Raw genomic sequence first — 24,436 nt, forward strand, 5'->3', positions numbered from 1 at the left:
GTGAACGCCATCGATACCGCCATCCGCACCGCGGCCACCAACATCACGCTTGCAGGCGTCACCAAGGCCTATGACACAAAGGCTGTCGTCATTCCGCCGCTCGATGTCGAGCTTCGCGCCGGCGAATTCACCGTCGTTCTCGGCCCGTCAGGCTGCGGGAAATCCACGCTGCTGCAGATGATTGCGGGGCTCGAAGCCGTCAGCGGCGGCAAGATCCTGTTCGGCAATCGCGAGGTACAGGGCCTGGAGCCGAAGCAGCGCGGCTGCGCCATGGTTTTCCAGAATTATGCGCTCTATCCGCATATGACCGTGTTCCAGAACATGGCCTATAGTCTGAGGGTCGCCGGCCTTCCCAAGGCCGAGCGCCAGGAGCGCGTCGGTGCCGTTGCCGAGATGCTCGGGCTTGCCGCCTATCTCGATCGCAAGCCGGGGCAGCTCTCGGGCGGGCAGCGCCAGCGCGTGGCGATCGGCCGGGCAATCGTGCGTGAACCCGGCGTGCTTCTCTTCGACGAGCCGCTCTCGAACCTCGATGCGCAGTTGCGCCACGACATGCGCGTCGAGCTTGCCGATCTGCACCGGCGCATCGGTGCCACGACCGTCTTCGTTACCCATGACCAGGTCGAGGCCATGACACTTGCCGACAGGATCCTGATCCTCAACAAGGGCAGCGTCGAGCAGTTCGATACGCCGAAGGCGATCTATCATCGCCCGGCCTCGGTCTTCGTCGCAAAATTCATCGGCGCACCGCCCATGAATATCCTGCCGGTGACATCAGACGGCTCCGTGCTGCGTCTGGCGGACGGGCAGGCGGTTGGCGGATACCACGAGGCCGGTAATTTCCAACTTGGCATCCGCCCCGAAGATATCGCTGTCGCAGCGGATGGCGTGATCAAAGGACGGCTGCGGCATTTCGAAGATCTCGGCTCGCATGCAGTACTTGCCGTCGATCTCGCCGGCACTTCCATCCGTGTCGCCACACCCTTCGGCGCCGATATCGATCCCGCCACAGAGCTTTCCTTCTCCTTCCCACGATCCCGGTTGCACCTGTTTGACGGCGAGACAGGTCGCGCCATTGCGGACGCATTCGCCGACCATTGAAAGACCTCTCCATGAATTACACTGACTATGTGCGGGACTCGGGCAGGACCTGCGCAGTCGTGGCGCATCGCGGCATATGGCGCGATGCGCCCGAAAACAGCCTCGTTGCCATCGAGGCTGCGATCCACGCTGGCTGCGATGTCGTCGAGATCGACGTGCGCCGCAGTGCGGATGGCGGCCTCTTCCTGCTGCATGACAAGACGCTGCAACGCATGGCCGGCATTGACGAGGCGCCGGAGGCTCTGAGTTCGGCGCGGCTCGCCAGCCTCACGCTCAGAAACCGCGACGGCGGCGAGAGCAATGAGATGACGGCCGAAAGACTGCCGAGCCTGCAGCAACTCTTCGACCTGACACGGGATCGCATTTTCGTGCATCTCGACGTGAAGGACCGGGCCATCATTCCTCAGGTGATCGCCTGCGCCCGCGACCTTGATGTGGCGGGCCAAGTGGATTTCTGGGGCAACCTCCGCTCGACCGACGATCTTGCCTGGGTACGCGAGACGGTCAGCCCGCACGGCGTGCTGTTCATCGCGAAGTCACGGATCGGCGCTACGCATCCTGAAGCCGATCTGGGTCTCCTGTTCCAGCTTGCGCCTGATGTCTGTGAAGTCTGCTTCGACCACATCGATGATATCGCCGCTCTCCACCCCCGCGCCCGTCATGCGGGCATGGCTCTCTGGGCGAACACGCTCAATTCCGTCGCCTTTGCCGGCTTCACCGATACGGCTGCCATGCAGAATCCCGATGCCATCTGGGGCCGGCTCATCGAAGCCGGCATCTCCCTGATCCAGACCGATGAACCGGTCGCACTGAAATCATATCTCGCCAGCCGCCGCGGCTGACACATAAGGAAAGACCATGAGCTACAAAGACTTCATCGCCGACCCGAACCGCAGCTGCGCCATCGTCGCCCATCGCGGCGCCTGGCATGGCGCGCCGGAGAACAGCCTGGCCTCCATCGAAAAGGCCATCGCCGTCGGCGCCGATATCGTCGAGATCGACGTGCGCAAGAGCGCCGATGGCGAGCTTTTCCTGATGCATGACGATACGCTCCTGCGCATGGCCGGCATCGACCGCGACGCCGAGACCTTCACCATCGCGGAACTGCAAGCGATCGCGCTGCGCGAAGACAATGGCGGCGAGGGCCGCACCACCACCGACCAGCGCATTCCGACCCTGAAACAGGCCTTCGAGACCATCCGCGGCCGCATCTTCGCCGATCTCGACCTGAAGGATCGCGGCCTGTTTTCGGAAGTCGCAGCCTGCGCCCGCGAAATGGGCGTCGTATCCTCTGTCGATCTCAAGACCCGTCTCATGACCCGGGAAGAACTCGACTGGGTGCGTGCGCAGAATATCGAGGGGGTGCCCTTCATGGCGATGGCGCATTTCACCGCCGGCGACATCCATGAAACGCTGGCGCTGCTCTCCGAGATCAAGCCCTTCATGTGCGAGCTGCGCTTCGATCATCTCGACACGATCGCAGATAACCAGCAGCTCTTCAGGGATGCCAATATGGCAATCTGGTTCAACACGCTGGATATGGCCGCGAGCGGCGAATGGATCGACACGAGCGCACTCGTCGAGCCCAACGCAATCTGGGGCCGCCTGATGGATGCCGGCGTCAGCACCATCCAGACCGATGAGCCGGCCGCTCTGCGGGCCTATATCGAGGCGCGGAAAGCGGCGCTGAATCCAGCGGGAACCCGCATCGCGGGTTGAGCCTCTGCCAATCTGCCGGCCACCCGCCGAGACGTGGTGGCCCGCACCTGGACGGCCTCGTGGCCGGGTACATCGATGTCGTTTTTTACGAGATCTGTGCGCTGGATCGGCTCTTCCGCATTGGCCTTGGTCAACTGCATTGCGCCGGCGATGACGAGAGCGCCTGCTGCCATGATCATGATGGTTCTCATCTGTCTATCCTTCCGTCAGATGGTTGAAACCCGCAATCGGGCGACGGGGCTATCTGAACAGAGGGATGAATTGGAAATGTTTCAGCAGAGGGGGCTTTTTGTATCGCCGTGTATCTGCGGGGCGCTCCGTCAAGGCCTTGCCTGCACTGCTTCAAGATGCTCATCGAGCGCTATCCTGCCCCAATGGCGACGGGCGGGCATTTCAAAGCCGGTGTCGATTGTGACTTCGGTCATCTTCGCGTAGCAACGGGCGGCCGCCCAAGAGAAGCCAAGTCCGAGATAATATTCCTCGAATTTTTCGCGGGGGATCGTCTCGGTCGTGACCGGGCGGCCGAGAAGCGATGAAAACGCCTTGGCGACGTCGGCGAAGGAATAGCGCTCCGGACCTTCGACATGGTCTATCCCGACGTCGTCGATCGGGCTCTTGAGGCGTGCGGCAGCGGCTTCTCCGAGATCCCTTGGCGAAACCATCGGCATCTTCATGTCCTCGGGGAAGGGCGTGAGCAGACGTCCGGTCTCTTTCGCAGGCTGCAGAAGCATGTCGAGATTGGTGAAATAATATGCGCCGCGGTTGATGGCGGCTGGAATACCGCTTGCCTTCACGAGGCGTTCGAATTCGTACAGCACCGAGAGATCGCCGATGCCAGCGCCATCAAGCGCTCCGTAGGTCGACGCCACGACCAGCTTCTCGAGCCCGGATCCTTCCAGTGCCGCGGCAATGCTCCTGGCGGTCTTCAGTTCCTCGGCGTTCGTGTCGCCTTTGATATCGGCCGGCGGGTTCAGCAGAAAGGCGCGGCGCCCCTTTTGCAAGATGGAACGAATGTGCCCGGTGTCGGCCACATCGGCAACGACGGGTTGAACGCCGTCATGCTTTATGGCGGCAGCTTTTTGCGCGCTGTGAACGACGGCGATGACCTTCTCGCCCGACGCCTGCAAGGCGTCGATGACGACTGAGCCTATGTGTCCGGATGCGCCGAGCACGACATACATGGTGAAACCTCGCAGACGCTCACATGCATAACTGCGCACACCGGCCTGAGGTTCCGTCACGGACACCGCCGAGCAACACGGGTGAGGGCGCGCCGCGACTGCAGTCATGAAAGGTGGTAAAATCCGCGGCGGTTAGCTCCTAAGAGGAGAGGGAGCATGGGCAATCTTGGAGAAACGCCTTCGGGCGTCCCGTCGCTTTCCGCAGCCTCGGCCTGGCGATCCTTCTGATCGCCGTCCATGCGCTCGGCATGTTGTTTTCGCTGCGCCCGCACCGGGAGCTTTTTGCCAGCGTCAGCCATGCTGCCGAGGAAGAAAACCCTCGCCGCTTGCTTTGAGCATCGGCGCGCTGGTCATCGTTACGCTGCTGGTCGCGCTGTTGAGTGAGATTTTTGCTGCCGCCAATGTGCAGGCGCTTGATGCGGCGGGCCGCGCCCGAACCGAGCAGGATGATCTCACCGATACCAGATCGTAAGGCGTCACGCGGGTTGCATCAACCGTTTTCGATGCGCGATCAAATACAATAGTGTTGACTTATTGATTAGTGTTGGCTATTTGATTTTCCATGATCGAAGCCGAAACCATAACCACTGTCATGCGTGCCCTTGCCGATCCCACGCGGCGGGCCGTGTTCGAGCGCATCGTCAATTCCAAAGAGATCACCGTGGTCGAGTTGACCCGCGGCAGCAATGTCACGCAGGGCGCCATCTCCCAGCATCTCAAGTCTCTGAAACAGGCCGGCCTCGTCAGCGAGCGCCCGGAGGGGCGCAATGTCTATTACCGCGCCGAGCCAAGCGGTCTGGAGCCGCTGGCCGATTGGATGGGCCATTACGGCACCTTCTGGCGTGAACGCTTCACCGATCTCAGAAAGCTCTTGAAGGAAATCGACCCATGAACCAAGCTATGAATCGCGAGAGGCACGCCTCCGACACGCAGGCCATCGTGGTCGATGAAGTCTTCCCGCATGCGCCTGATATCATCTGGAAGGCGCTGACCAGCGGTGCGCTGATCGGTCGCTGGCTGATGCCGCCTGATGGATTTGCGCCTGTGGCCGGCAGGTGTTTCACCTTTCAGACCAAACCGGCCGGCGAATGGGATGGCACCATCCATTGCGAGGTGCTCGAGGTCGTGCCGAACGAGCGGCTGTCCTATGCGTGGAAGGGCGGCCATGAGAGCAATGCTGACGGTTATGGCTCGAAACTGGAGACGGTCGTCACCTTCACCCTCGCCAGGACCAATACAGGCACACGCCTGCGCCTCGTCCATTCCGGCTTCGTGCTTCCGAAGAACGACACCGCCTATCGCAACATGGGCGAGGGGTGGAAGAAGGTCATCGAGCGGCTCGATGCTGTCGTCGCCGAAGAGGCGTCTACGCAGACACGGCATTGAATCAAGAGGAGAGCGAAATGACCAAGTCCTATACCGGTAGCTGCGCCTGTGGCGCGATCCGCTACGAGATATCAGGCGAACCGGCCGTCATGGTCGATTGCCAGTGCCGGCAATGTCAGCGTTCCAGTGGCACTGGACATCAATCGCATCTGACTTTCGTCGCAGTGGAGGTGAAAGTCGAGGGAGAGGCATCCCTGTGGCAGACGGTCGGCGAAGGAGGGACCGTCAAGCAGCGCGGCTTCTGCCCGACATGCGGTTCAGCCGTCTACATGACGTTTCCCGACATGCCCGAGGTCTTCATCGTCACGCCGGCAAGCCTCGACGACCCAAGCTGCTATCAGCCGCAACTGGTGTCCTGGACCGCAGCCGGCTTTGCTTGGGATCACCTCGACCCGGCCGTGCCGAAATTCGAGAGGATGCCGCCGGCGTGAAAGCGGGCGTCCTGACTTCGCGTCGAGGATGCGCCGGTACAGGGATTGTTGCTCTCGGCTTCGCCTGACATAGTGCTGCAAACACAGCAGGTGATGTCTTGCCTTTTGCCGTCTACATGGAGCTGGACCCGTACGGCGCCGCAGAGCTTCAGCCGATCGTCGAGCATGTGGAGCGTGTTTCGCCCAATGCCGTGACCCCAGGCCGTTTGAACATGGAGCCGCACATAACGCTCGCCGTCTATGACGGGCTGGACCCCGAGCCTATCGCAAAGGCGCTCGACCGCTTCAGCGCGGATATCAGCACTCCCAGCGTCAAACTTTCGAGCATCGGTCTTTTTCCCGGCCCGGCTTCGGTTCTGTTCGCCGCGCCTGTCGTTTCCGCAGAATTGCTCGCCCTTCATCGGGACTTTCATACCGCGGCCGCCTCGGCAGGGGTGGCGTGCTGGCCGCATTATCTGCCGGGAAACTGGGTGCCGCATGTCACGCTCGCTGAGCAACTGAGCCCCGAAGAGGCCGGGCCGGCAATCAGTGGCGCGACGGGCCTCTGGCAACCGGTGGCCGCAAGCCTGCAGCGGATTTCACTCGTGCGCTTCCATCCGGTCGAGCTGTTGTGGCACCGGCAATTGCCGGGCTGAACCTATTCGGTCGCTTATGCGCGCCAGAAGGGCCGATGGCTCTGCTGGTAGGCGATTTCGCGCGTCATGCCGAAATCCCGGAGCGTTTCGTCAGGCAGGGTATCGAGTTCGCGGGCAAAGAGGCGGCGTTCGGTCCAGCGTTCACGCCACAGGCGGAGCGTCTCTGTCATGTGCATGATAAATTTCCTTTCTCTGTTGGCAAAACTCACCTATTGTTAGCGGGAATTTGAGCGTATTTTTCCGCTCATCTTGCTTTTATGTCATGCTTTTATGGCAGTATTCGAGCTCGGAAAAGCGCATTATCTTGACGACATCTGTTAGAAAAACTCACCTATAGGGAAGCCATGGCCCGCAATTTGCCACCACTGTCCTATCTCAGGGCCTTCGAGGCCACGGCGCGTCTCGGCTCGGTGACACGGGCGGCCGACGAGTTGGGGCGCACGCACGGCGCCGTTTCCAAGCAGTTGCAGCTTCTGCAGGAGCAGCTTGGCATTCCGGTTTTCGAAAAATCGGGGACCGGGCTTCGGCTCAACGAGGAGGGAGCGGCCTTCTTCGCCACCGTGTCGCGGGCCTTCGATCTTCTGGAGGAGCGCTATCAAGAACTGAAGGCGAGCCGGAACGAGGCGAGCGTGCATATCGCCTGCAGCGCCACCTTCGCCATGGTTTGGCTCGTGCCGCGTCTGGCGGAATTCTACAGTCTCTATCCGAACTGCCGCGTGCAGCTTTCCTTGTCATCAAGCGCGCGCGACGGCGGTACGAACCGGGCGAGGGATGGCGTGGATTTCACACTGAGCTGGGACCGCCTGTCGCGGCCGCAGGTGAAGGACGAGTTCGTGCCGCTCGCTTCCGTCTCCTTCGGCCTGGTCTCCGCGCCGGATTATTCGTTCAATACGGACGGCGATGACTTCAGCTTCCCGACGCGCATCTCGCCTGACCATCTGAGTGAGCAGTGGACGAGCTGGCAGGCGGCTACCGGGCATAGGATCTCGGCACAGTCGGAGCTTTATTTTCCGCATATGCATCTCTGCGTGAGCGCTGCCGTCACCGGGCTTGGGGTAGCGCTGGTCGAGCGGCGCTTTGCGCTGAAGGAGCTGAAGAGCGGGAGGCTCGTGGAGCGGTCGGAATTCCTGACCTACGAGGACGGCTTTGTGGCGATCATGAAACCGGGCCGGGCGCTCTCGCCGGCTGCAAGCCATTTCCTCGACTGGCTGCGCGGCGCCTTCGTGCGGGAATAGGCCGGCGAAAGCTCGCTTCCGCTTCAGCGAAGAAGCAGATCCCGCGCAAGCCAGATGCAGAGGGCAGCCGCGAGCAGCCAGATGATCACGACCGCCACAAGGCCGGCACGGCTGACCGGGCGTTGCACCCGCTCGATGGCCATGTCCCTGAATTCCGACATCAGAGGCGCGGGAATGAGGCGGATGGCGATAAGGATGCCGATCGGGACGATGATGAGATCATCGAGATAGCCGAGCACCGGCACGAAGTCCGGGATGAGATCGACCGGCGAAAGCGCATAGGCAGCAATCGCGCCAGCGACGATCTTGGCCACCACAGGCGTGCGAACGTCATGCGCGGCAATCCAGAGCGCCACGACATCGCGTTTCACGCTCCGCGCCCATTGTTTTGCCGCCTTCAACCATTCGCCCATTGTTGCGCTGCCTGTCTGTTCGAGCATTCGGGCCGGATCATTGCAGGCGTGGTTTAACATTTGATCTATTGAGTGGGAACGGAGCCGAGCCCAGATGTTTTCTGTTTGTTCTTTTTCGCCTTTCAGTTAGATTGCACTCGTAAGCGACGCCGATTTCGCGAAAAGGGAGCTTGCATGAAGGCGGTTTTGTTTGGGATTTTCTTACTGACCGCGGGGGAAGCGTCTGCTTCCTGCGATCTGGTCTCGGCTCCGTGTTCTACCGACAGTTCAGGTAATACCTATATCAGAGAGCAGAATCTCGGCGGCGGTTACAATACGTATCGAAACGGAGATCTCTATTCACAGACGCATCAGCAGCTCAATGGCACCTATCGAGAAACCTATTCGAGCGGCGGCTACCGGACATATTACAGCGACCCCAACCGCAGCGACCCTTATCGGGACAATCCGAAAGGCATGGTTGGCCACTGAGGCGAGGCTGATCTTCCCGCAGCACACTCTGCGCAGTTGGGTGACAACGACGGCACTATTGTTGCCTGCACACTTGCTGGAATTGCGCTAGTGATGCTTGAAGTACTGCACCTCGCGCTCATGCTTCTCAGCCGCTTCCCGGGTCTTGAAAGTGCCCAGGTTCTTGCGTTTGTGCGTCTTCGCATCGGGTTTGCGGGAATAGAGACGATATTCACCTGACTTCAGTTTGCGGATCATCGGAACCTCCTGTGCTGAGGGGTAAATCCCCCTCAGCCTCATCCGGTTCCCGCTTGCGAGAACAATCTCTCTCAAAGTCACCGTGCAGCGACAATAGGCCTGAGCGCGTCGATCAACTCGGTGGGGCCTTTGCGGACATCGCGTGCATTCGGCTCGACGTCGATGAGGCCGCCCCTGCTATGCACGTCGTAGAGCTCGGTTAGAAGATCGGCAGCGCTGGCGCTCATCACCCGGCCCAGACTTTCCCGCCATTGCGAGCGGGGCAGGGCTTGAGCAGTAATCGTGCGGCCCAGCAACTGGCTCAGCGCTGCAGCCACGTCGCTCGCGCTATAGCGGCGCGGGCCTTCTGCGTGAACGATCTGCTCGCGCGTTTCGATGTCGGGCCGAAGTAGGAGACCGGCGGCAATCCGGCCGACATCCTGCGCCGAGACGTTGGGGATCGGCTTTTCGACCGGGTCATGAAAGCTCGGCAGAATGCCGGTTGCGATCGCTGCCGGCGCAACGCGACCCCAGCCTTCCATATGCTCGGCCGACCGCAGGAATATCCGGCGCATATCCAGTTGGCGAAGGCGCTGTTCGAATATGTGGAACATGCTCGGCATGGCGAAACCCTCGCCGAGATGGGCGCCATAGTCGGAAATGGCAAGCACGAGGGCGGGGCGCGCCTCTTCCAATGCCTCGGCAATGCTTTCCATCGAGCGGCGCATATCGCCTTTTATGTCTTCGGCCCGCGGGTCGGCCGGCAGGATGACCTGAACGCTGTCCGCACCTGATATCGCTCCGGCAAGCGCCTTGGCGTCCTGCAGATCGGCAAATGCGACATCGCAGCCGATGGCGGTCAGGCGGTCAGCCTTTGCCGGATCGCGCAGGATAGCGCGCACGGGCACACCTGCCTCGCGCAGTGCCTTGGCGGTCGAATAGCCGATTTTTCCGGCGGCTCCGAGGATTGCAATCATGTGTTTCTCCTTGCTGATGACGCGCAAGGACTAAAGGGCGAGCCCGAAGGCGTCGCACAAATTCAGGCCGGTCTTTGCAGTTTCGGGCGGAATTCGCCGACTTCGCGCAGGATCTCGCCGGGTGTCTGGCCCGTGAGCCGGCGCATGGTCGTTGCCATATGGCTCTGATGGGCAAAGCCCGCGGCAAGCGCGATCTCGCTTGCGGCCATATCCGTCGTCGTCATCAGGGCGCGGGCATATTCGACGCGCCGGCGGATGACATATTGGTGCACGGAAACGCCGGTGCTCTTGCGAAACAGGCTCTTCAGCCGTGTGATGCTGACACCGGCAACGACCGCAAGGTCGGCCAGATGCAGCTTCCGGTCCAGATGGGTCTCGATGAATTCCGTCAGCATCCGCAATTGCCGGGCCGAGAGTTTCGGTTCGCCGTTGATCTCGGGCCGCGGCGCGGCGGCGCTCGACGTCTCGATCAGCCGGATGGCGAGCGCGTTGGCGAGAAGATCGATGTAGAGCGGGTCGGAGGGCGTATCGGCTTCCAGATCCGCCTTGATCGCCCGGCAGATCGCCTCGATGCCGGCGTCACGCAGCTGAAATCGCGGCTGCAGCTCGATCTTGCCGGCATCCCGTCCGAGATCTTCCGCGACCTGTTCCAGCCGCGAGGGATCGAGACTCACGCGCAGGATCCGGCAATCGGCATCATCCTCCCAGGATCCGTCGAGGCCGGCCGGGATGACATCGATATCGCCGGGCTTCTGCACGCGGCGCATGCGCCGGCCGCCGCAGTGGCAATCGGCATTGACGGGCGGGCCGAAGTGGATGCCCAGACGATGCATGTCACCACCCGGCACACGAGAGATGCCGCGCGGAATATGCAGGAAGTCGGCCGCGAGCCCACTCCACGCCCGTCCGGCGCTGGTCAGCAGGATCTGCGGTGAGGTCTGCAGGGATGAAGCTGTCATGATCTGTCTTTGCTTTTAGCTTGGGGCTTTCGGCTTAAGGCCGGATGCTACGTCTCAATCGCCGCCTTGCCAACCGGCCATGCCTGAAAGCTCAGATGATCGCCTCGATGAGAAATGGTCCGCGGCGCCTGAGCGCGCTTTCGAAGAGATCGGCAAATTGCTCGCAGCTATGCGCACCCGCGGCATCGACGCCCATGCCCTTGGCGACCAACACCCAGTCCCAGGCCGGGTGATCGAGGTTCATCATCCGCCGCGCGTTCTCGCCGATGCCGTCGACGCCGACATTGCGCATCTCGGCATGCAGCACGGCATAGGCGCGGTTGGCGAAGATGATCGTGATCACGTCGAGATTTTCCCGCGCCTGCGTCCACAGGCCCTGCACCGTATACATGCCGCTGCCATCCGCCTGCAGATTGATGACCTTGCGGTCGGGGCAGGCGACCGCCGCACCCGTCGCAAGCGGGATACCGCAGCCGATCGAGCCGCCGGTGTTCATCAGGTAGTCGTGTGGCGCCGAGCCGGCCGAAAGTTCGAAGAAGCGGCGGGCCGAGGTGACCCCCTCGTCGCAGATAATGGCATTGTCGGGAAGTCTTGCCGCCACCATCACTGCGATCGCATCCTCGGTCAGATGCCCGAACGGAACGATATCGTCGGAAAGGCCCGATGATCGCGACGGAGGTAGTGACTGCCTGACGCCGAGTTCGTCCCTGAGTGCTTCCAGCGCGCCTTTCAGATCTTCGCCATGCCTTGCAAGGGTCAGAACCTTGCAGCCTTTGCGCACCAGCCGTCCAGGCTTGCCCGGATAGGCAAAGAAGGCGACGGGCTCTGGCGCGCCTGCCAATACGAGCACATCAATATCGGCCAGCAGATCAAGGGCGGCGTCGATCGGATAGGGGATGCGGGTCAGAGCGACACGGCCGCGGCCGCGCTCGACCCTCGGCAATTGCATCTCGCTGAAGAGACGCACATCCTTGGCGGCCGCAATTGCACCCGCAATCTCCAGGCAGTCGGCACGGGCAGCCGCACCGCTGACGAGGATTCCGGCCTCGCCGGGCGTATCTCTGATAGCGGCGGCAACCTCGCGCACGACGTCCATGTTCACGGCCGATGGCACCGGCCGGGACAGCCTGACCGGCTGATCCGTTTCGACATGGCCCCAAGCGGCATCTGCCGGCAGGATGAGCGTTGCCACACCAGGGGGTGACAATGAGGCACGGAAGGCAGCCTCCGTCGCGTCTGCCACATCCTCGGGGCCGCTGATGCGACGCACCCAGTTTGACATCGGCGCAGCGAGGCTTTCGATATCAGATGTCAGCGGCGCATCAAGGGCAAGATGATAGGAGGCGTGATCGCCAACGATGTTGATGACGGGAACCCTTGCCCGGCGCGCATTGTGGAGATTGGCAAGGCCGTTCGCCAGCCCTGGTCCGGTGTGGAGCAAGGTCGCTGCCGGTCGGTCGGTCATGCGCGCATAACCATCGGCCGCTCCAGTGACAACGCCCTCGGAGAGGCCGAGCACGCAGCGCATCTGGGGCTTGCGGTCGAGCGCTGCCACAAAATGCATTTCCGATGTGCCGGGATTGGCAAAGCACACCCTGACATCGTTTGCCAGCAGCGTATCACACAGGCTGTCTGCACCATTCATGGCCGTTTCCTCCTGTTTACAACAGCCTTGCACGGGAAGAGTATAAGAACAACCTTGAATATTGCATCCGGCCGGCGTGAGCTTTTGTGATGGGGCTTCAAGCCGCCTTTATAATCATCGCGGCCGCGGCAGCCATTGGGGAAGTTGGCGATGAGCATGCTGTTCAGGAACGAGTTGCATGAGGATTTCGGCAACTGGCCGATCGCCTATATTCCCTATGGCGGGGCGGATTTCGGCGAGATCCGGGCCGTGGCGGAAGCTGTCGGCGACGGCGATCACGGTGCTTTCTACGAGGCGTGGGTTTCGGCTGGCGACCGGCTGAAAGGCGAAGCCGAAGCTGCGCTTTCGGCGGGGCATAAGGTCAGCGCGCGCGAGCTTTATTTGCGGGCAAGCGTCTTCTACTCCGCCTCCTATCATCCGCTCTACGGCGCGCCTGTCGACCCGCGTCTGCTTACCGCCTTCCGCAAGCAGACAGATGCGCTGGAGATGGGGCTAGGGCTCTCGGCACCGACGATCGAGCGGCTTTCCATTCCGCTCGATGAGACGCCGATGCCTGGATATTTCATTCCGGCGCAGGGTCTCGAGCATGAGATGCGGCCGCTCATCATCTTCAACAACGGCTATGACTGCACCATCACGGACACCTATTTCGCCTGCGCGGTCGCAGCCTCGCGGCGCGGCTATCACAGCCTGCTCTTCGACGGCCCCGGCCAGGGCTCCATGCTCTACGAGCACGGCATCCCGCTGCGGCCGGACTGGGACGTGGTCATCAGGGCGGTGGTGGATTTTGCGGTGAACTATCCGCTCGTCGACGCCGATCGTATCGCGCTCAGCGGCTGGAGCCTCGGCGGGCTTCTGGCGCCGCGCGGGGCGGCGGACGAGCCGCGCATTGCCGCGCTGATTGCCGATCCCGGCACCTGGAGCATTGCCGATGGCTTTCGCAGCGTCATCATCCAAAAATTCGGCGTGCCTGCGGAAGCGGTGGCTGATCTCGGTGCTCTCGACCAGAAACTGATCGATACGATGGATGCCTTCATCCGTAGCAATCCAGTGCTGAACTGGAAGGTGGTGCAGCGGGGTTTCTGGGTGCATGGGGTGGATAGTCTGAGCGCCTTCCTCGCCTCGGCCGAGCTCTTCACCATGCGGGGACATGCGGAACGCATTCAATGCGCCACATTGATCACCCAGGCGGAGAATGACGGGCTCGCCGCCGATGCCGGCTTTTTCTTCGATACGCTGCGCTGCCCCAAGACGCTGATGCGGTTCACTGCCGCAGAGGGCGCGGATGGCCATTGCGAGATGAAGAACCGGTCACTGCTCAACAGGCGGGTTCTGGACTGGCTCGACGCGCAATTCGGGCCGGGCAGCAGCTAGATGGTCCAGAAGTCTGCGGGCATGGACGGGCAGTTCCGCCCCTTGCTCCGTGCAGACGACCAGTTGCCGTGTCGCCCAATCGTCCGACAGGCGGATGATGGCAATCCCGGACGATCGTTTTTGGCGGCGGACCGCCGTATCAGGCACGATGCCGATACCGACGCCAGCACCGGCCAGCCGGCAGATGGCCTCGAAATCGCGCAGCCGCACGCGGATCTTCAGCCGAATGCCGATGCGGCCTGCCTGCGCATCGATATGATCCTGCAGGGCGCCGCCGGCGAGGCCGATGAAATGCTCATCGACGAGATCGGCGAAGCGGATGCTGCTCTCCAGGGCCAGAGGATGGCTGTTGCTTGCAACGACGACGAGCCGGTCGGTCGCGAAAGGTCGCACCGTCAGCCCGGCCATGTCAGCCGCGGCAGAGAGGATACCGATCTCGGCATGGCCAGCCGCCACGCTTCGGGCAATCTCGACGCTCTGCCGTTCTTTCAATTGCAGATCTACCTGCGGGTTGGTGGCCATCCAGTCCGCCAGCTTTTCAGACAGGTGTTCCGATATGGCGGCCGTGTTGGCGAGGATGCTGATCGTCGAGCGCAAGCCCCGCGCATATTCGCCGAGCTCGCCATGCATCTGCCTGATCTGGCCGAGGATCACGCGGGCATGGTGAGCCAGCGCTTCTCCGGCCTCTGTCGGAGAGACGCCACGCCGGCCGCGTTCCAGCAGGGTGACTTCACCGAGCGCCTCCATGTCGCGCAGGCGCTCGCTTGCAGCGGCCAGCGAAAGCCCCACATCTGCCGCCCCATGGGTAATGCTGCCGGCATCGACGACGGCCAGGAACAGGCGAAGGTCGGTGAGATCAAAACGCATTTCGCCACGATAGGCCATTTCGTGCCTTCGGGCCAGCCGAAGGCAGGCTCGGGAACTTCCGCATTGTGCCGATATCGGAAGCTGCTAGCGATGCGTCATGTCCGATCTTTCCATCATTTTCATGTCAGCCGTCACCGCCACCTTCTTTGCCGCCGGCATCGTCAAAGGTGTCACCGGCATGGGACTTCCGACGGTCGCCATGGGCGTATTGGGGGTTTTGACCTCACCGCTGACCGCAGCAAGCCTTCTCATCGCGCCGTCCTTCGTCACCAATGTCTGGCAGTTGTTCGCAGGACCGGGTTTCGGTCCGCTTCTGCGGCGGTTCTGGCCGATGATGACAGCCATTATTGCGGGAACGATGCTTGGTTCGTCATGGCTTGCGGCCAGCGATACCAGCCTCACGACGAGGGGGCTCGGCGCAACGCTTGTGCTCTACGCGGTCTATGCGCTGTTTGCGCGTCGGCTCCGGGTGCCGGAGGCGATGGAGCCATGGCTTTCGCCCGTCATCGGTGCGGCGACGGGACTGGTGACGGGCAGCACAGGCGTCTTTGTCATTCCGGCCGTGCCCTATCTGCAGGCGCTGGGGCTTGCGAAGGATGATCTCGTGCAGGCGCTCGGCCTGTCCTTCACGGTTTCCACCATTGCGCTTGCAGCGTCCCTCGGCGTACGCGGCGCCTTCGACAACGGCAATCTTGCGCTTTCGGTGCTTGCGATCTTGCCTGCGCTCGCGGGCATGTGGGCGGGACAGGTGCTGCGCAGTCGGATCGCGCCGGCAACCTTCCGACGCTGGTTTCTCATCTGTCTTCTGCTGCTCGGCGCGGAAATGTGCCTCGGGCCGCATTGAGCCTTGGCTAAAGCTCCACACCCGTCACATTGCCCTCGGCGTCGGTCATGAACGTGCCCTTGCTCTGGTCGAGCATGGTCAGCACGTTGCCGAAGGGATCGCGCACGACAGCCGCCATGCCGATCGGCAGTTCGAACGGCTCGCAGACCCGCTCTCCGCCGGCCGCCTCGAAACGCGCGAGGGCAGGGGCAAGCTCGGGCACCAGAAGATCCACCTCCGGGCCGGTTTTGGTGTGCAGCACGAGTTCGGCGTCCGTATCCGCCATGGCAAGGCCTGCGGCATCGGGTGTGCGCCAGAGCAGTTTGTGGCCGAGGGTGTGGGAATAAAAGGCCAGGCCTTCGTCCAAGTCGGAGACCCTGAGGATGACGCAGTCGATTTTCTGGAACACGAGCATCTCCTGGCCGTTACGGCATGTCCCGCCGTGCCCCTGGAAATAGAGGGTGGCGGGTGGCGGGCAACGTGAAAAGTTATCACGAACAAGGAGCCTTGGGAGATAGGTGAAGGCATTGTGCCCCGGCACACCATCTCCACGCGATGCATCCACCGCCTTCTTTTGGCCCCGCTCGCTCATCACTAAACTGGCCCCACGCGATGCGCGATTCCTTTCCGTTCAACGAGGGTTTGAGAATGATCAAGACAATGACGATTGCGGCAACCGCCATGCTGGTTTCGGCTCACTATGCCGGCGCCTCCAGCGATGCTGCGTGGAATGCGCTCTTCGCCAAGGTGAACGGCACCTGCATCGGCCAGTCGGGCATGGATACACCAGAGGCGACCGCTCCTGTCGTCTTCGACGATGCGACAGGCAAAGTCGCCGTGCTGCTGCGCGGCTCGATGGGTAAGGGCAAGAGCAAGGTCAAGAACGTCAACCTGATCTGCCTCTACGACAAGAAGACCGGCAAGGCGTCGATCGAGGAATATCGCTGGCTCGGCCGCTAATGCCTTACGGCCATCATGCTCGCGCATGATGGCCTGCTGCCGGCAAAAGCAACATCTCAAGCAGCCAGACGGATGACGATGGCGCCAGCCAGCAAGACGACGAGGATGCCTGTGGTCATCAGGCTCGTCAGAAAGTGCCGATAGGTCTTTCCGGTTCGAGCGCGGCCGGCAATGATCTCGCGTTCACGCGCCAGGTAAGTTACGCCGCTGCGGCCGAACATGGGTTTCTTCCTTGAGGTCATCGACAGGATACAAGAGCGAGTTTGCCGAAAAGCCCATAGGAAATCGATATTGCTGCGGGGCAGGGAATATAGGAATTGCATTAAGGCGTGCAGGCCGATGACGATCCCGTTTGTCTTTATGGGAAGCCTATGCCGGCGCCCTTCCGTCCCAATCGAAAACATATGCCCGAACCAGTAGCTTTGCCTGACGCGGACGGTCTTCGTCCGCGCTGACAATGCGAAAGGAACGAAGCGATGTATGGTCGTTGGTGGGCTTATTACATGCAGGCGCGCATGCGCCATGTGGCTCAGTCTCATCCGTCCTTGAACGCGCAGCAGCGCAGAACCGAGGTGACGTTCGATCATGCGGACGATCTCTGGATATTTCTGAGGCTCGCGCTGGTTCTCGCCGTCTTCTTTGCTGGCCTTGCCTGCATCCTCTGGGTCGCGGGCTGAGGGCACGATGAAGTCAATCGAGCTGGACGATATATCGAAGGCGACGGTCGGGCGCTTCGTCTGGAAGTGTTATATAGCTCTGGCCATCGCCCTCTTTGCGCGGTCCAACACTCTGGAGACGGCATCGAAATGCCTGCTCCTCTATGCGGCCCTGATGATGATGGTCGCGTCCTTCAAGCGCCAGCGCTATTACGCCGGCAGCTTCAACCATTGGAGTAAAGCGCTCTGGCTTGCCTTCGTCGCGGCTGGCCTGCATCTGCTGCAATGAGCCGGCTCTCCGCCGCCACATGCTGACGGCGGGCGACCTCGACGAATATCCGAAGCTCCAGCATCACATGCGTCCTTCCCCGAGGTGCCCTTCGCCCATCTGCCGGCGCGATCCGAAATAGGGCTGGCGCTCCGTCTCGCTTGCCCTGAGCGAATGGCGCAGCCGCAGCAGATCCTTGCGGGCGACGAGGCCGCGCAACTCTCCGTTTTCTGCATCGACGATCGGAATGCGGCCGGCATCGGTCGCCAGCATCAGGTCGGCGACATAACCGACCGTATCGTCGGAATGGGCTGTTGGCAGCGAGCTGTCGGAGACGAGATCGCCGAGCGTCTGGTCGGCAAGCGTGCCATCTTGCTGCCAGCGGAGCGCATCGCCGCGCGAGACCAGGCCTTTCACGATGCCTTTGCCATCGACGACAGGATAGACGCGGTGGGTCTTCGGCGTCGCCATGAAGAAATGGGTCACGTCAGCGACCGTCATATCCGCCGGGAAAGTATCGACCTCCTTGATCATGATGTCGCGGGCGCGGGAGAACTCGAAGGGATCGATGCCGTATTCGCGGGTGATGTGCTGGCCGCGGCGGGCGATCTTCTCCGTCAGGATCGAACGGCGCAGCAGCAGGACCGTGACCGCATAGGCAGCAACGGTCGCCGCCAGCAGCGGCAGCAGCGCCGAGACGTCGCCTGTCAGTTCTACGGCGAAGAAGGTGCCCGTCAGCGGCGCGCGCATCGTGCCGCCCATCATGGCGGCCATGCCGAGCAGGGCCCAGAAGCCGGGATCGCCGGGAAGGAAGAGGCCGAGCAGCCAGCCGAGTGCGCCGCCGAAGATGAGCAGCGGCGCCAGCACACCGCCCGAAGTGCCCGATGACAGGGCAACCAGCCAGATCGCGGCTTTCACCAAGAGGATCGTCAGCACAGCGGCCGGCAGGATGCTGCCGTTCAGCAGGCCGTCGATGATATCGTAGCCGACACCAAGCACCCGCGGCTCGATAAGGCCGCCGAGGCCGATGACGACGCCACCGAGCGCCGGGCACCACATCCAGTGGATCGGCAGCGCCTCGAACAGATCCTCGATCTTGTAGAGCAGCGTCGTCAGGATGCCGGATTGCAGTCCGGCGACGATACCGACAGCGGCGCAGAGCAGGATGCCCCACCACGGCAGGTCCATGTGGAACTGTTTCGGGAAGAGCGGCCCGGCCTGAAACAGGAAGGGGCGCCAGCAGATCGACACGCAGGCCGCGACCGCGACCGGGATGAAGCTGCGCGGCTTCCATTCGAACAGCAGCAGTTCGACAGCGAGCATGATGGCGGCGATCGGCGAGCCGAAGATTGCCGTCATGCCGGCGGCGGCACCGGCGACCAGCAGCGTCTTGCGCTCGGCCGAACTCAGATGAAAGCACTGGGCAAAGAGCGAGCCGATCGCGCCGCCCGTCATGATGATCGGGCCCTCCGCGCCGAAGGGGCCGCCGGTGCCGATCGAGATCGCCGAGGAGAGCGGCTTCAGGATCGCCACTTTCGGCGACATGCGGCTGCCGCCGATCAGGATCGCCTCGATCGCCTCGGGAATGCCGTGGCCGCGGATCTTTTCGGAGCCGAAGCGGGCCATCAGCCCGATGACGAGGCCGCCGATGACGGGAATGATAACCATCCAGACGGAGCGTGGCGCCTGCGCCATCGAGACGGCCGCAATGCTGAAGCGGTGGAACCAGACGAGGTTTGTCACCAGCGAGATGAGACTGACCAGAACCCAGGCGGCAAAAGCGCCGCCGGTGCCGACGATCAGCGCCATGCCGACGAGGGCCAAGACACGTTTGTCCGTGGTGAAATCCCCGGCCTCGCGCCGGGAGAGGCCACCCATGAAATCATGGGGACGATGTGGGGTTTTCTGGGGAGGCATTGCAGGTCCTGTTGACGGCTTCGTTCTTGCGGCAAATATATCGTAGCACGATATAAATCAACAGCCAAAATCAGGAGTTGGAACCATGAGGAACGTAGACCGCGCTCTATCGGAAATCGAATATGAGGCGCTCGCCAATCTGAGATACAGGATCCGCAAGTTTCGCCAGTTCAGCGGGAAGGCGGCCGAAAAACTCGGCCTGACGCGGCAGCAGCATCAGGCGCTGCTCGCGATCAAGGGGCTCGGCGTCGGCGGCCGCATGAGCCTGTCCGGTCTTGCGGAGAAGCTCTTACTTTCGCCGGCCGAGGCCGCAGAACTTGCAGCTTCGCTGCAGGAGGCCGGCCATGTCACGATCGACGCGAAACAGAAGCGCCGGCCGGCAGTTATGTTGACAGCACAGGCAGAAGAGCTATTGCGTCGTCTAACGCCCGCTCATCTCTATGAGATCCGCGAGATGGCGCCAGAACTCATGCAGGCGCTGCGCATGCTGCAGGATCACCGGCAGATGGAGATGGCCGCATGGATGCAATGATCGCAGGGGACGCAAGGTGAAGACGCCAAAAAACGATCTGACGGATGCCGATTACGAGGCGCTCTCCAACCTGCGCTATACGCTGCGCCGCTTCATGGATTTCAGCGCCTCGGCCGCCCAGGAAGAGGGCCTGCCGACGCAGCAGCATCAGGCGCTGCTGGCGATCCGCGGTCATCGCAGTGAAGACGCCATGACGATCGGCATTCTGGCCGAACGTCTGCTGATCGCGCCGCATTCGGCAACCGAACTCGTCGGCAGGCTGGTTACCGCAGGCTATGTCTTGCGCCAAACGGACCCGGCCGACAAACGTCGCCAGACGCTGGAGCTGACCGAAAAGGCGGATGCCGTGCTGAGGCGGCTGACGGCCATTCATCTGACCGAAATCAGGGAAATGGCGCCGAAACTCATCGATATGCTGCAGAGCCTGCAGGCGGGTGGCGAACTCAAGTCCGATCCCTGGCCGAGCTAGCGTGAGGTCATCGGGCAGTCAGGCCCGCCGGTTGTTCGCCTGCTTCAGGTGATGGCGAATGCCGTGACCGGCAAGCGGCTCGTCGGCAAAACGACCGATGACATGGAGATGGGCGTGCTGGACAGTCTGCCCCACGACCTCGCCGACATTCCAGCCGATATTATAGCCGTGCGGCTCGGCACGATCGAGATGGGTGCGAGCGTTCTCCAGAAGGTCGAAAGTGTCAAACCATTCCTCTGATGTGAGCTCGAACGGCGTTTCCACATGCCGGAAGGGTACGATGATGCCGGAGCATTGCAGCACCGGATCGTTGGTTTCCAGGAAATAGCAGCTGTTGTTGGAAAAAAGCGGCGGGGCTTTTTCCGCACGGTTTGCGGCACAGAAGGGGCACATAGGCATCATTCCTGACCAATTTCAGTCATTGCGTCGAGCAGGGCAATAGCGCGCGGCGGCGACGTATATGTGACAGGCTGATATCCGAGCACGGAAGCCGGCAGGGCTGTCCAGAAATAGCCGTGCTGCCGGCTGTTAGAGCCGACAGCACGCTGGGTCTCTTCCTCATGGCTGCTTCGTGAAGACGCCGAGATTGTAGAGCTGGACGCGCCGGTTATTGGCCGCCTCCGATTTCGAGCCCTCGATCGGGAAATATTCGCCGACACCGACGGCATAGAGACGGCTGGCATCGACGGCGAAGGTGGTCGACAGGATCTCCTTGATCGCCTCGGCCCGCTGTTGGCTGAGGTCGAGATTGTGCTCGTCGCTGCCAGTCGAGCTGGTATGGCCAACGACGAGGAATTTGTAGGCCCAGAGGTTCGGGTGGTGCAGGGCATCGGCGATCATGCCGAGCGTGCGGTAGGATTCCGGCTCGATGGCGACGGAGTCGTTCGCGAAGGCGATTTCGACCACCATCTGCGGCAGGCGCGCAACCTTGCTCCAGTTCGGCAGGCCGGACATCTGCTTGCCCGATCCGTTCATGGCCTCCTGCCGCAGCAGTTCGACATCGACGATCGGGGCGGCGCCCTGCAGCTTGCCAAGCCCGTTGATGATGCGCTGTTCGGAGATCTGCTGCGCAGGGGCAAGGGCAGGGATCGCCAATGTTGCAACAAAGACGGCGAGGGCGGTTTTTCTCATCCTCATAGCCTTATCTCCAGCCTGCATCTGATATTGCCTGATTGCATTGGGCGCCAACATGTTTCGTCGTCTTGATCAGACAGGCAAGAATATAGCCGTCGCCTTTGACGCCATTGCAGCGCCGCGCCATGTCACCGGCGCAGACTTTGCTGTAGGAGGCCTGCGCCTGTTCCCGTTTCTGAATGGATGCTGCGACGCTCGCAAGCGTAGACGTGCAGGTCGGCGAGACCTTGCCCGCGTTCTGTGCAAGGCAATCGGCAATCCTGTTATTGCCGAGGTTCAGCCCCTTGCAGAGTTTCTTGATATCGGCGCCGCAATCCTTTGCGAGCACGGTCACCGCATCGGCATAGCTGATCGTGTCGGCCTTGGCGGCACAAGTCCAGGCGATGACGATCGCCGCCGCGCCAATCAGTCTCCATCCTCTCGGCATGCGTGAACCCTCCTGCTACGGCCGCCGGAATGGCGTCCCCTCGGGAGCTATTGAACGCAGATCGGGAGTGCTCGGATAAGTACGTTACGGTAAATCGGGTTGTAAATCGGAGGGCAGCTATGCGCTCGCCCGCCGATAAAGCGCGAGAGAGCCGGCTAGCGTCAGCAAGGCGCCGCCGCAGATCCGGTCGAGCCACAGCGCGCCCGATTTCCGCAACAGCCGGACGGCCTGAGAGCCGAGCAACGCGTAGCCGAACATGACCACGAAATCGATGGCGGCAAAGACGAGGGCGAGCACGGCATATTGCTCGACCTGCGGGCTGGCGGGATCGATGAATTGCGGCAGGAAGGCCGAGAAGAAGAGGTAGCCCTTGGGATTGGTGACGGCGACGAGAAAGCTCTTCAGGAAGATCGTCACTGATGAAGCGGATGCATTCCCGCTTTCAGAGCGCAGCGATACATCCAGCATTCCCTTCGAACGCAGCAGCATGACGCCGAGGAAGGCGAGGTAGCAGACGCCGACCCATTTGACGACAGTGAACCAGAATTCCGAGGCAGCCAGCAGCGCACCGAGGCCGAGGGCAACGGCGCCGATCAGCACGAAGTCGGACATGACCGCGCCGATCATGCCTGATATCGCCCGGCGCACCCCGAATTTGGAACCGTTGGTCAGGGCGAGAAGCACCGTCGGGCCGGGTGTGGCGATGCCGATGAATGCCACGAGCGCAAATGCAAGAACCGTCATTTCAGTCATCTCGTCCTCCACCGTCGTCGGAATCGAGTTATGGCATTCAGCGGATATTTACGGAAGGGCCTTTGATCAAAGCCAATATCCTGCTCCGGATCAAAACACAGACCTATGTATCCGGACCATTTACGGCGCCGTTTACTGTAACGTACTTCCGGATATACGCCCGGTATGTTTCGCTTTGCATGAAAGGTCGCTCAGCAGGTCGCCAGTATCTTGGCCATCTTGGTCTTGCTAAAGATGCGCCGGCGTCAATCGGGTCCGGCTGGGTTCTTCATTTCATTCCGGGGGGAAACCGCACATGACAATTCAGTTTGGAATCAGACGCCTGTTGCGAACGCCTATGTCGTTCGTTTTGCTGGCAATAGCTTCGATGGCCATTCCGGCCGCACCGGAGGCCAGGGCCGCTTCCCTGACGGAAGAGGAGGCACGTGAAATCGGCATCGAAGCCTATGTCTATTTTTATCCGCTGATAACGATGGACATCACGCGCAAGCAGCTGACCAATATGGAACCGAAGGAGGGGTCGATCGGCGGTCCGGCCAACCGGTTCGCCAATGTCCGCGAATTTCCGGCTGCAGACATGAAGGCCGTGGTCCGGCCGAATTTCGACACGCTCTATTCGAGCGGCTGGCTTGATCTCACCAAGGAACCGGTGGTGGTTACCGCGCCGGATACCGGAGGCCGCTATTACCTCCTGCCGATGCTGGATATGTGGACGGATGTGTTTGCCGCGCCGGGCTGGCGAACGACCGGAACATCAGTCGGAAACTTCCTGATCGCGTCGCCCGGCTGGAGGCCCGAGCTTCGCGACACGTTCGGCGAATTCAAGCTGCCGGAGGGAACTGAACGGATCGACGCTCCGACGCCTTATGTCTGGATCATCGGCCGCACCAAAACCGATGGCCCTGATGACTACAATGCCGTTCACAAGATCCAGGACGGTTACAAGATCACGCCGCTGTCGCAATGGGGCAAAGGCGCCAAGCAGGCCGAGGTCAAAAAAAACCCTTCCATCGACATGAAGACGCCACCGAAGACGCAGGCCGATACAGCTTCGGCGGAAGATTATTTTGCTTACGCTGCCGAACTCTTGAAACTTCATCCGCCGCACAGCACCGATCAGCCGATCATTGCCCGCATGAAGCAGATCGGCATCGAGCCCGGCAAGAGCTTTGACCTGTCCAAGGCCGATCCCGTCGTCCAGAAAGCGCTGAAGACAGCGCCGCAGGATGCGCAGGCGCTCATGGGTTGGAAGCTGAAGACATTGGCACGGGTGCAATGGCTGGTCGATGAATACCGACACGATGGGCGTCTACGGCAATTACTACCTGAAACGGGCGATCGTGGCGCAACAGGGGCTTGGCGCCAATCTGCCTGAGGACGCCATCTATCCGCTGAACCTTGCGGATGAAAGCGGCAACGCGCTCAATGGACAAAGCAATTACACGCTCCATTTCGAAAAGGAGAATATTCCGCAGGTCAACGCCTTCTGGTCGGTCACTCTCTATGACAATGATGGGTTCCAGGTCGCCAATCCGCTCAATCGGTTCGCTGTCAGCAGCTGGATGCCGTTCCAGTTCAACGCCGACGGCTCGCTCGACCTCTATTTCCAGACGGAAAGTCCCGGCAAGGACAAGGAATGGAACTGGCTGCCGGCGCCGAACGGCCCCTACAATCTGACGATGAGGCTCTATGCGCCGAAGGGCAGCGCGCTGATCGGCAAGTGGAACCCGCCGCCGGTGACGCGTGCGGCGCCAGCAGCTCCGCTCGCGGCTCAGTGACAAAGCTAAGTGTGTCGGGCGTGCCATGATCCAAGCGCGCCCCGCCAAGCCTTTCTTTTCCATCGACAGTTCGGCCCGCATCGAAGCATTTCACGCCCGCAGCCGTTAAACA

31 protein-coding genes and 3 pseudogenes are annotated in these 24,436 nt (G+C 61.6%); 18 read left to right on the top strand and 16 right to left on the bottom strand.

All coding sequences use genetic code 11. From position 1 onward, the window contains the following. The 3 genes from ACR9ZQ_RS14615 to ACR9ZQ_RS14625 are packed head-to-tail and all read left to right on the top strand — an operon-like array spanning position 1 to position 2,817. On the top strand, positions 1-1,098 hold the full coding sequence (locus ACR9ZQ_RS14615) for an ABC transporter ATP-binding protein (RefSeq protein WP_481428164.1): 1,098 nt from the start codon (positions 1-3) through the stop codon (positions 1,096-1,098). 11 nt (positions 1,099-1,109) lie between these two features. Next, entirely contained in the window at positions 1,110-1,940 is an 831-nt protein-coding gene (locus ACR9ZQ_RS14620; RefSeq protein WP_481428165.1) for a glycerophosphodiester phosphodiesterase family protein, read from the top strand. 16 nt (positions 1,941-1,956) lie between these two features. After that, on the top strand, positions 1,957-2,817 hold the full coding sequence (locus ACR9ZQ_RS14625) for a glycerophosphodiester phosphodiesterase family protein (protein ID WP_481428166.1): 861 nt from the start codon (positions 1,957-1,959) through the stop codon (positions 2,815-2,817). A 41-nt stretch (positions 2,818-2,858) separates the two neighbouring features. Here ACR9ZQ_RS14625 and ACR9ZQ_RS14630 read toward each other — a convergent pair. Together ACR9ZQ_RS14630 and ACR9ZQ_RS14635 are read right to left on the bottom strand one after the other, a co-directional pair. Beyond that, a pseudogene (locus ACR9ZQ_RS14630) lies at positions 2,859-3,008 on the bottom strand (cupin domain-containing protein); the annotation flags it as partial. Between the two features lie 129 nt (positions 3,009-3,137). Next, on the bottom strand, positions 3,138-4,058 hold the full coding sequence (locus ACR9ZQ_RS14635) for an NmrA family NAD(P)-binding protein (RefSeq protein WP_481428167.1): 921 nt from the start codon (positions 4,056-4,058) through the stop codon (positions 3,138-3,140). A 143-nt stretch (positions 4,059-4,201) separates the two neighbouring features. Here ACR9ZQ_RS14635 and ACR9ZQ_RS14640 point away from each other — a divergent pair. The 5 genes and pseudogenes from ACR9ZQ_RS14640 to ACR9ZQ_RS14660 all read left to right on the top strand — a co-directional run. Further along, positions 4,202-4,410 (top strand): annotated as a pseudogene (locus ACR9ZQ_RS14640) (calcium/proton exchanger); the annotation flags it as partial. Between the two features lie 150 nt (positions 4,411-4,560). After that, positions 4,561-4,890: an ArsR/SmtB family transcription factor gene (locus ACR9ZQ_RS14645; protein WP_442205772.1), complete on the top strand. Its 330-nt coding sequence runs from the start codon at positions 4,561-4,563 to the stop codon at positions 4,888-4,890. Beyond that, positions 4,887-5,384: an SRPBCC family protein gene (locus tag ACR9ZQ_RS14650; RefSeq protein WP_481428168.1), complete on the top strand. Its 498-nt coding sequence runs from the start codon at positions 4,887-4,889 to the stop codon at positions 5,382-5,384. Before ACR9ZQ_RS14645 ends, ACR9ZQ_RS14650 begins: the two co-directional genes overlap by 4 nt. A 17-nt stretch (positions 5,385-5,401) precedes the next feature. After that, the gene (locus tag ACR9ZQ_RS14655; RefSeq protein ID WP_481428169.1) at positions 5,402-5,815 is read left to right on the top strand and encodes a GFA family protein; all 414 of its coding nucleotides are present in this window, start codon (positions 5,402-5,404) and stop codon (positions 5,813-5,815) included. A gap of 98 nt (positions 5,816-5,913) precedes the next feature. Continuing rightward, entirely contained in the window at positions 5,914-6,450 is a 537-nt protein-coding gene (locus tag ACR9ZQ_RS14660; RefSeq protein WP_481428170.1) for a 2'-5' RNA ligase family protein, read from the top strand. Positions 6,451-6,464: 14 nt separating this feature from the next. Here the strand turns inward: ACR9ZQ_RS14660 and ACR9ZQ_RS14665 are convergent, their stop codons facing one another. Beyond that, positions 6,465-6,626, bottom strand: a complete 162-nt coding sequence (locus tag ACR9ZQ_RS14665; protein WP_481428171.1) for a YjiS-like domain-containing protein — start codon at positions 6,624-6,626, stop codon at positions 6,465-6,467. Between the two features lie 168 nt (positions 6,627-6,794). Between ACR9ZQ_RS14665 and ACR9ZQ_RS14670 the strand changes: the two genes are divergently transcribed. Further along, positions 6,795-7,685 carry a LysR substrate-binding domain-containing protein gene (locus ACR9ZQ_RS14670; RefSeq protein WP_007819098.1) on the top strand — a complete coding sequence of 297 codons (891 nt, stop codon included), beginning with the start codon at positions 6,795-6,797 and terminating at the stop codon, positions 7,683-7,685. A 23-nt stretch (positions 7,686-7,708) separates the two neighbouring features. Here the strand turns inward: ACR9ZQ_RS14670 and ACR9ZQ_RS14675 are convergent, their stop codons facing one another. Further along, positions 7,709-8,125, bottom strand: a complete 417-nt coding sequence (locus ACR9ZQ_RS14675; RefSeq protein ID WP_405049768.1) for a YkvA family protein — start codon at positions 8,123-8,125, stop codon at positions 7,709-7,711. A gap of 147 nt (positions 8,126-8,272) precedes the next feature. On the opposite strand from ACR9ZQ_RS14675, the gene ACR9ZQ_RS14680 reads away from it, so the two are divergent. Next, positions 8,273-8,569 (top strand): hypothetical protein, encoded by a 297-nt coding sequence (locus ACR9ZQ_RS14680; RefSeq protein ID WP_481428172.1) that lies wholly within the window; start codon positions 8,273-8,275, stop codon positions 8,567-8,569. A gap of 87 nt (positions 8,570-8,656) precedes the next feature. Here ACR9ZQ_RS14680 and ACR9ZQ_RS14685 read toward each other — a convergent pair whose 3' ends face one another. The 4 genes from ACR9ZQ_RS14685 to ACR9ZQ_RS14700 all read right to left on the bottom strand — a co-directional run bounded on the left by ACR9ZQ_RS14685 (position 8,657) and on the right by ACR9ZQ_RS14700 (position 12,366). Next, positions 8,657-8,806 carry a hypothetical protein gene (locus ACR9ZQ_RS14685; RefSeq protein ID WP_113308362.1) on the bottom strand — a complete coding sequence of 50 codons (150 nt, stop codon included), beginning with the start codon at positions 8,804-8,806 and terminating at the stop codon, positions 8,657-8,659. Between the two features lie 77 nt (positions 8,807-8,883). Then, positions 8,884-9,762, bottom strand: coding sequence for an NmrA family NAD(P)-binding protein (locus ACR9ZQ_RS14690; protein WP_481428173.1), 879 nt, complete (start codon positions 9,760-9,762; stop codon positions 8,884-8,886). A 62-nt stretch (positions 9,763-9,824) separates the two neighbouring features. After that, positions 9,825-10,721, bottom strand: a complete 897-nt coding sequence (locus ACR9ZQ_RS14695) for a helix-turn-helix domain-containing protein (RefSeq protein ID WP_310387722.1) — start codon at positions 10,719-10,721, stop codon at positions 9,825-9,827. A gap of 91 nt (positions 10,722-10,812) precedes the next feature. Further along, positions 10,813-12,366: an acetolactate synthase large subunit gene (locus ACR9ZQ_RS14700; RefSeq protein ID WP_310387720.1), complete on the bottom strand. Its 1,554-nt coding sequence runs from the start codon at positions 12,364-12,366 to the stop codon at positions 10,813-10,815. 150 nt (positions 12,367-12,516) lie between these two features. Here ACR9ZQ_RS14700 and ACR9ZQ_RS14705 point away from each other — a divergent pair, with 150 nt between their 5' ends. After that, the gene (locus tag ACR9ZQ_RS14705) at positions 12,517-13,740 is read left to right on the top strand and encodes an alpha/beta hydrolase family protein (protein ID WP_481428174.1); all 1,224 of its coding nucleotides are present in this window, start codon (positions 12,517-12,519) and stop codon (positions 13,738-13,740) included. Here the strand turns inward: ACR9ZQ_RS14705 and ACR9ZQ_RS14710 are convergent. After that, on the bottom strand, positions 13,678-14,607 hold the full coding sequence (locus ACR9ZQ_RS14710) for a LysR family transcriptional regulator (RefSeq protein ID WP_481429322.1): 930 nt from the start codon (positions 14,605-14,607) through the stop codon (positions 13,678-13,680). The genes ACR9ZQ_RS14705 and ACR9ZQ_RS14710 overlap by 63 nt on opposite strands. A gap of 97 nt (positions 14,608-14,704) precedes the next feature. Between ACR9ZQ_RS14710 and ACR9ZQ_RS14715 the strand changes: the two genes are divergently transcribed. After that, the gene (locus tag ACR9ZQ_RS14715; RefSeq protein ID WP_481428175.1) at positions 14,705-15,451 is read left to right on the top strand and encodes a sulfite exporter TauE/SafE family protein; all 747 of its coding nucleotides are present in this window, start codon (positions 14,705-14,707) and stop codon (positions 15,449-15,451) included. Positions 15,452-15,458: 7 nt separating this feature from the next. On the opposite strand, the gene ACR9ZQ_RS14720 is transcribed toward ACR9ZQ_RS14715, so the two are convergent. Then, positions 15,459-15,845, bottom strand: coding sequence for a VOC family protein (locus tag ACR9ZQ_RS14720; RefSeq protein WP_405049773.1), 387 nt, complete (start codon positions 15,843-15,845; stop codon positions 15,459-15,461). A 233-nt stretch (positions 15,846-16,078) separates the two neighbouring features. Between ACR9ZQ_RS14720 and ACR9ZQ_RS14725 the strand changes: the two genes are divergently transcribed. Continuing rightward, complete coding sequence (locus ACR9ZQ_RS14725; RefSeq protein WP_192733019.1) at positions 16,079-16,390, top strand: hypothetical protein; 312 nt, start codon at positions 16,079-16,081, stop codon at positions 16,388-16,390. 56 nt (positions 16,391-16,446) lie between these two features. Here the strand turns inward: ACR9ZQ_RS14725 and ACR9ZQ_RS14730 are convergent, their stop codons facing one another. Next, positions 16,447-16,611 (bottom strand): hypothetical protein, encoded by a 165-nt coding sequence (locus ACR9ZQ_RS14730; RefSeq protein WP_310387710.1) that lies wholly within the window; start codon positions 16,609-16,611, stop codon positions 16,447-16,449. A gap of 255 nt (positions 16,612-16,866) precedes the next feature. Here ACR9ZQ_RS14730 and ACR9ZQ_RS14735 point away from each other — a divergent pair, with 255 nt between their 5' ends. Beyond that, positions 16,867-17,067, top strand: a complete 201-nt coding sequence (locus tag ACR9ZQ_RS14735; RefSeq protein ID WP_310387709.1) for a hypothetical protein — start codon at positions 16,867-16,869, stop codon at positions 17,065-17,067. Positions 17,068-17,074: 7 nt separating this feature from the next. Continuing rightward, positions 17,075-17,335, top strand: coding sequence for a hypothetical protein (locus ACR9ZQ_RS14740; protein ID WP_481428176.1), 261 nt, complete (start codon positions 17,075-17,077; stop codon positions 17,333-17,335). A 63-nt stretch (positions 17,336-17,398) separates the two neighbouring features. Here ACR9ZQ_RS14740 and ACR9ZQ_RS14745 read toward each other — a convergent pair whose 3' ends face one another. Further along, the gene (locus tag ACR9ZQ_RS14745) at positions 17,399-19,231 is read right to left on the bottom strand and encodes a chloride channel protein (protein WP_481428177.1); all 1,833 of its coding nucleotides are present in this window, start codon (positions 19,229-19,231) and stop codon (positions 17,399-17,401) included. Between the two features lie 85 nt (positions 19,232-19,316). Between ACR9ZQ_RS14745 and ACR9ZQ_RS14750 the strand changes: the two genes are divergently transcribed. Both ACR9ZQ_RS14750 and ACR9ZQ_RS14755 read left to right on the top strand, forming a co-directional pair. Beyond that, positions 19,317-19,763: a MarR family transcriptional regulator gene (locus ACR9ZQ_RS14750; RefSeq protein ID WP_481428178.1), complete on the top strand. Its 447-nt coding sequence runs from the start codon at positions 19,317-19,319 to the stop codon at positions 19,761-19,763. A gap of 94 nt (positions 19,764-19,857) precedes the next feature. After that, positions 19,858-20,232 carry a MarR family winged helix-turn-helix transcriptional regulator gene (locus ACR9ZQ_RS14755; protein ID WP_439017215.1) on the top strand — a complete coding sequence of 125 codons (375 nt, stop codon included), beginning with the start codon at positions 19,858-19,860 and terminating at the stop codon, positions 20,230-20,232. An 18-nt stretch (positions 20,233-20,250) separates the two neighbouring features. Here the strand turns inward: ACR9ZQ_RS14755 and ACR9ZQ_RS14760 are convergent, their stop codons facing one another. From ACR9ZQ_RS14760 to ACR9ZQ_RS14775, 4 genes are all read right to left on the bottom strand, one after another. Beyond that, positions 20,251-20,625 (bottom strand): HIT family protein, encoded by a 375-nt coding sequence (locus ACR9ZQ_RS14760; protein WP_310387699.1) that lies wholly within the window; start codon positions 20,623-20,625, stop codon positions 20,251-20,253. A 165-nt stretch (positions 20,626-20,790) separates the two neighbouring features. Further along, entirely contained in the window at positions 20,791-21,363 is a 573-nt protein-coding gene (locus ACR9ZQ_RS14765; RefSeq protein WP_310388011.1) for an OmpA family protein, read from the bottom strand. Positions 21,364-21,373: 10 nt separating this feature from the next. Further along, positions 21,374-21,793, bottom strand: coding sequence for a hypothetical protein (locus ACR9ZQ_RS14770; protein ID WP_481428179.1), 420 nt, complete (start codon positions 21,791-21,793; stop codon positions 21,374-21,376). A gap of 117 nt (positions 21,794-21,910) precedes the next feature. After that, a complete protein-coding gene (locus ACR9ZQ_RS14775; RefSeq protein WP_113323475.1) occupies positions 21,911-22,546 on the bottom strand; it encodes a LysE family translocator in 636 nt (211 codons plus the stop codon). 295 nt (positions 22,547-22,841) lie between these two features. Between ACR9ZQ_RS14775 and ACR9ZQ_RS14780 the strand changes: the two are divergent. After that, positions 22,842-24,324: pseudogene (locus ACR9ZQ_RS14780) on the top strand (DUF1254 domain-containing protein). Positions 24,325-24,436: the final 112 nt, after the last annotated feature.

This window comes from Rhizobium sp. KNZ14-9A (assembly GCF_056755015.1).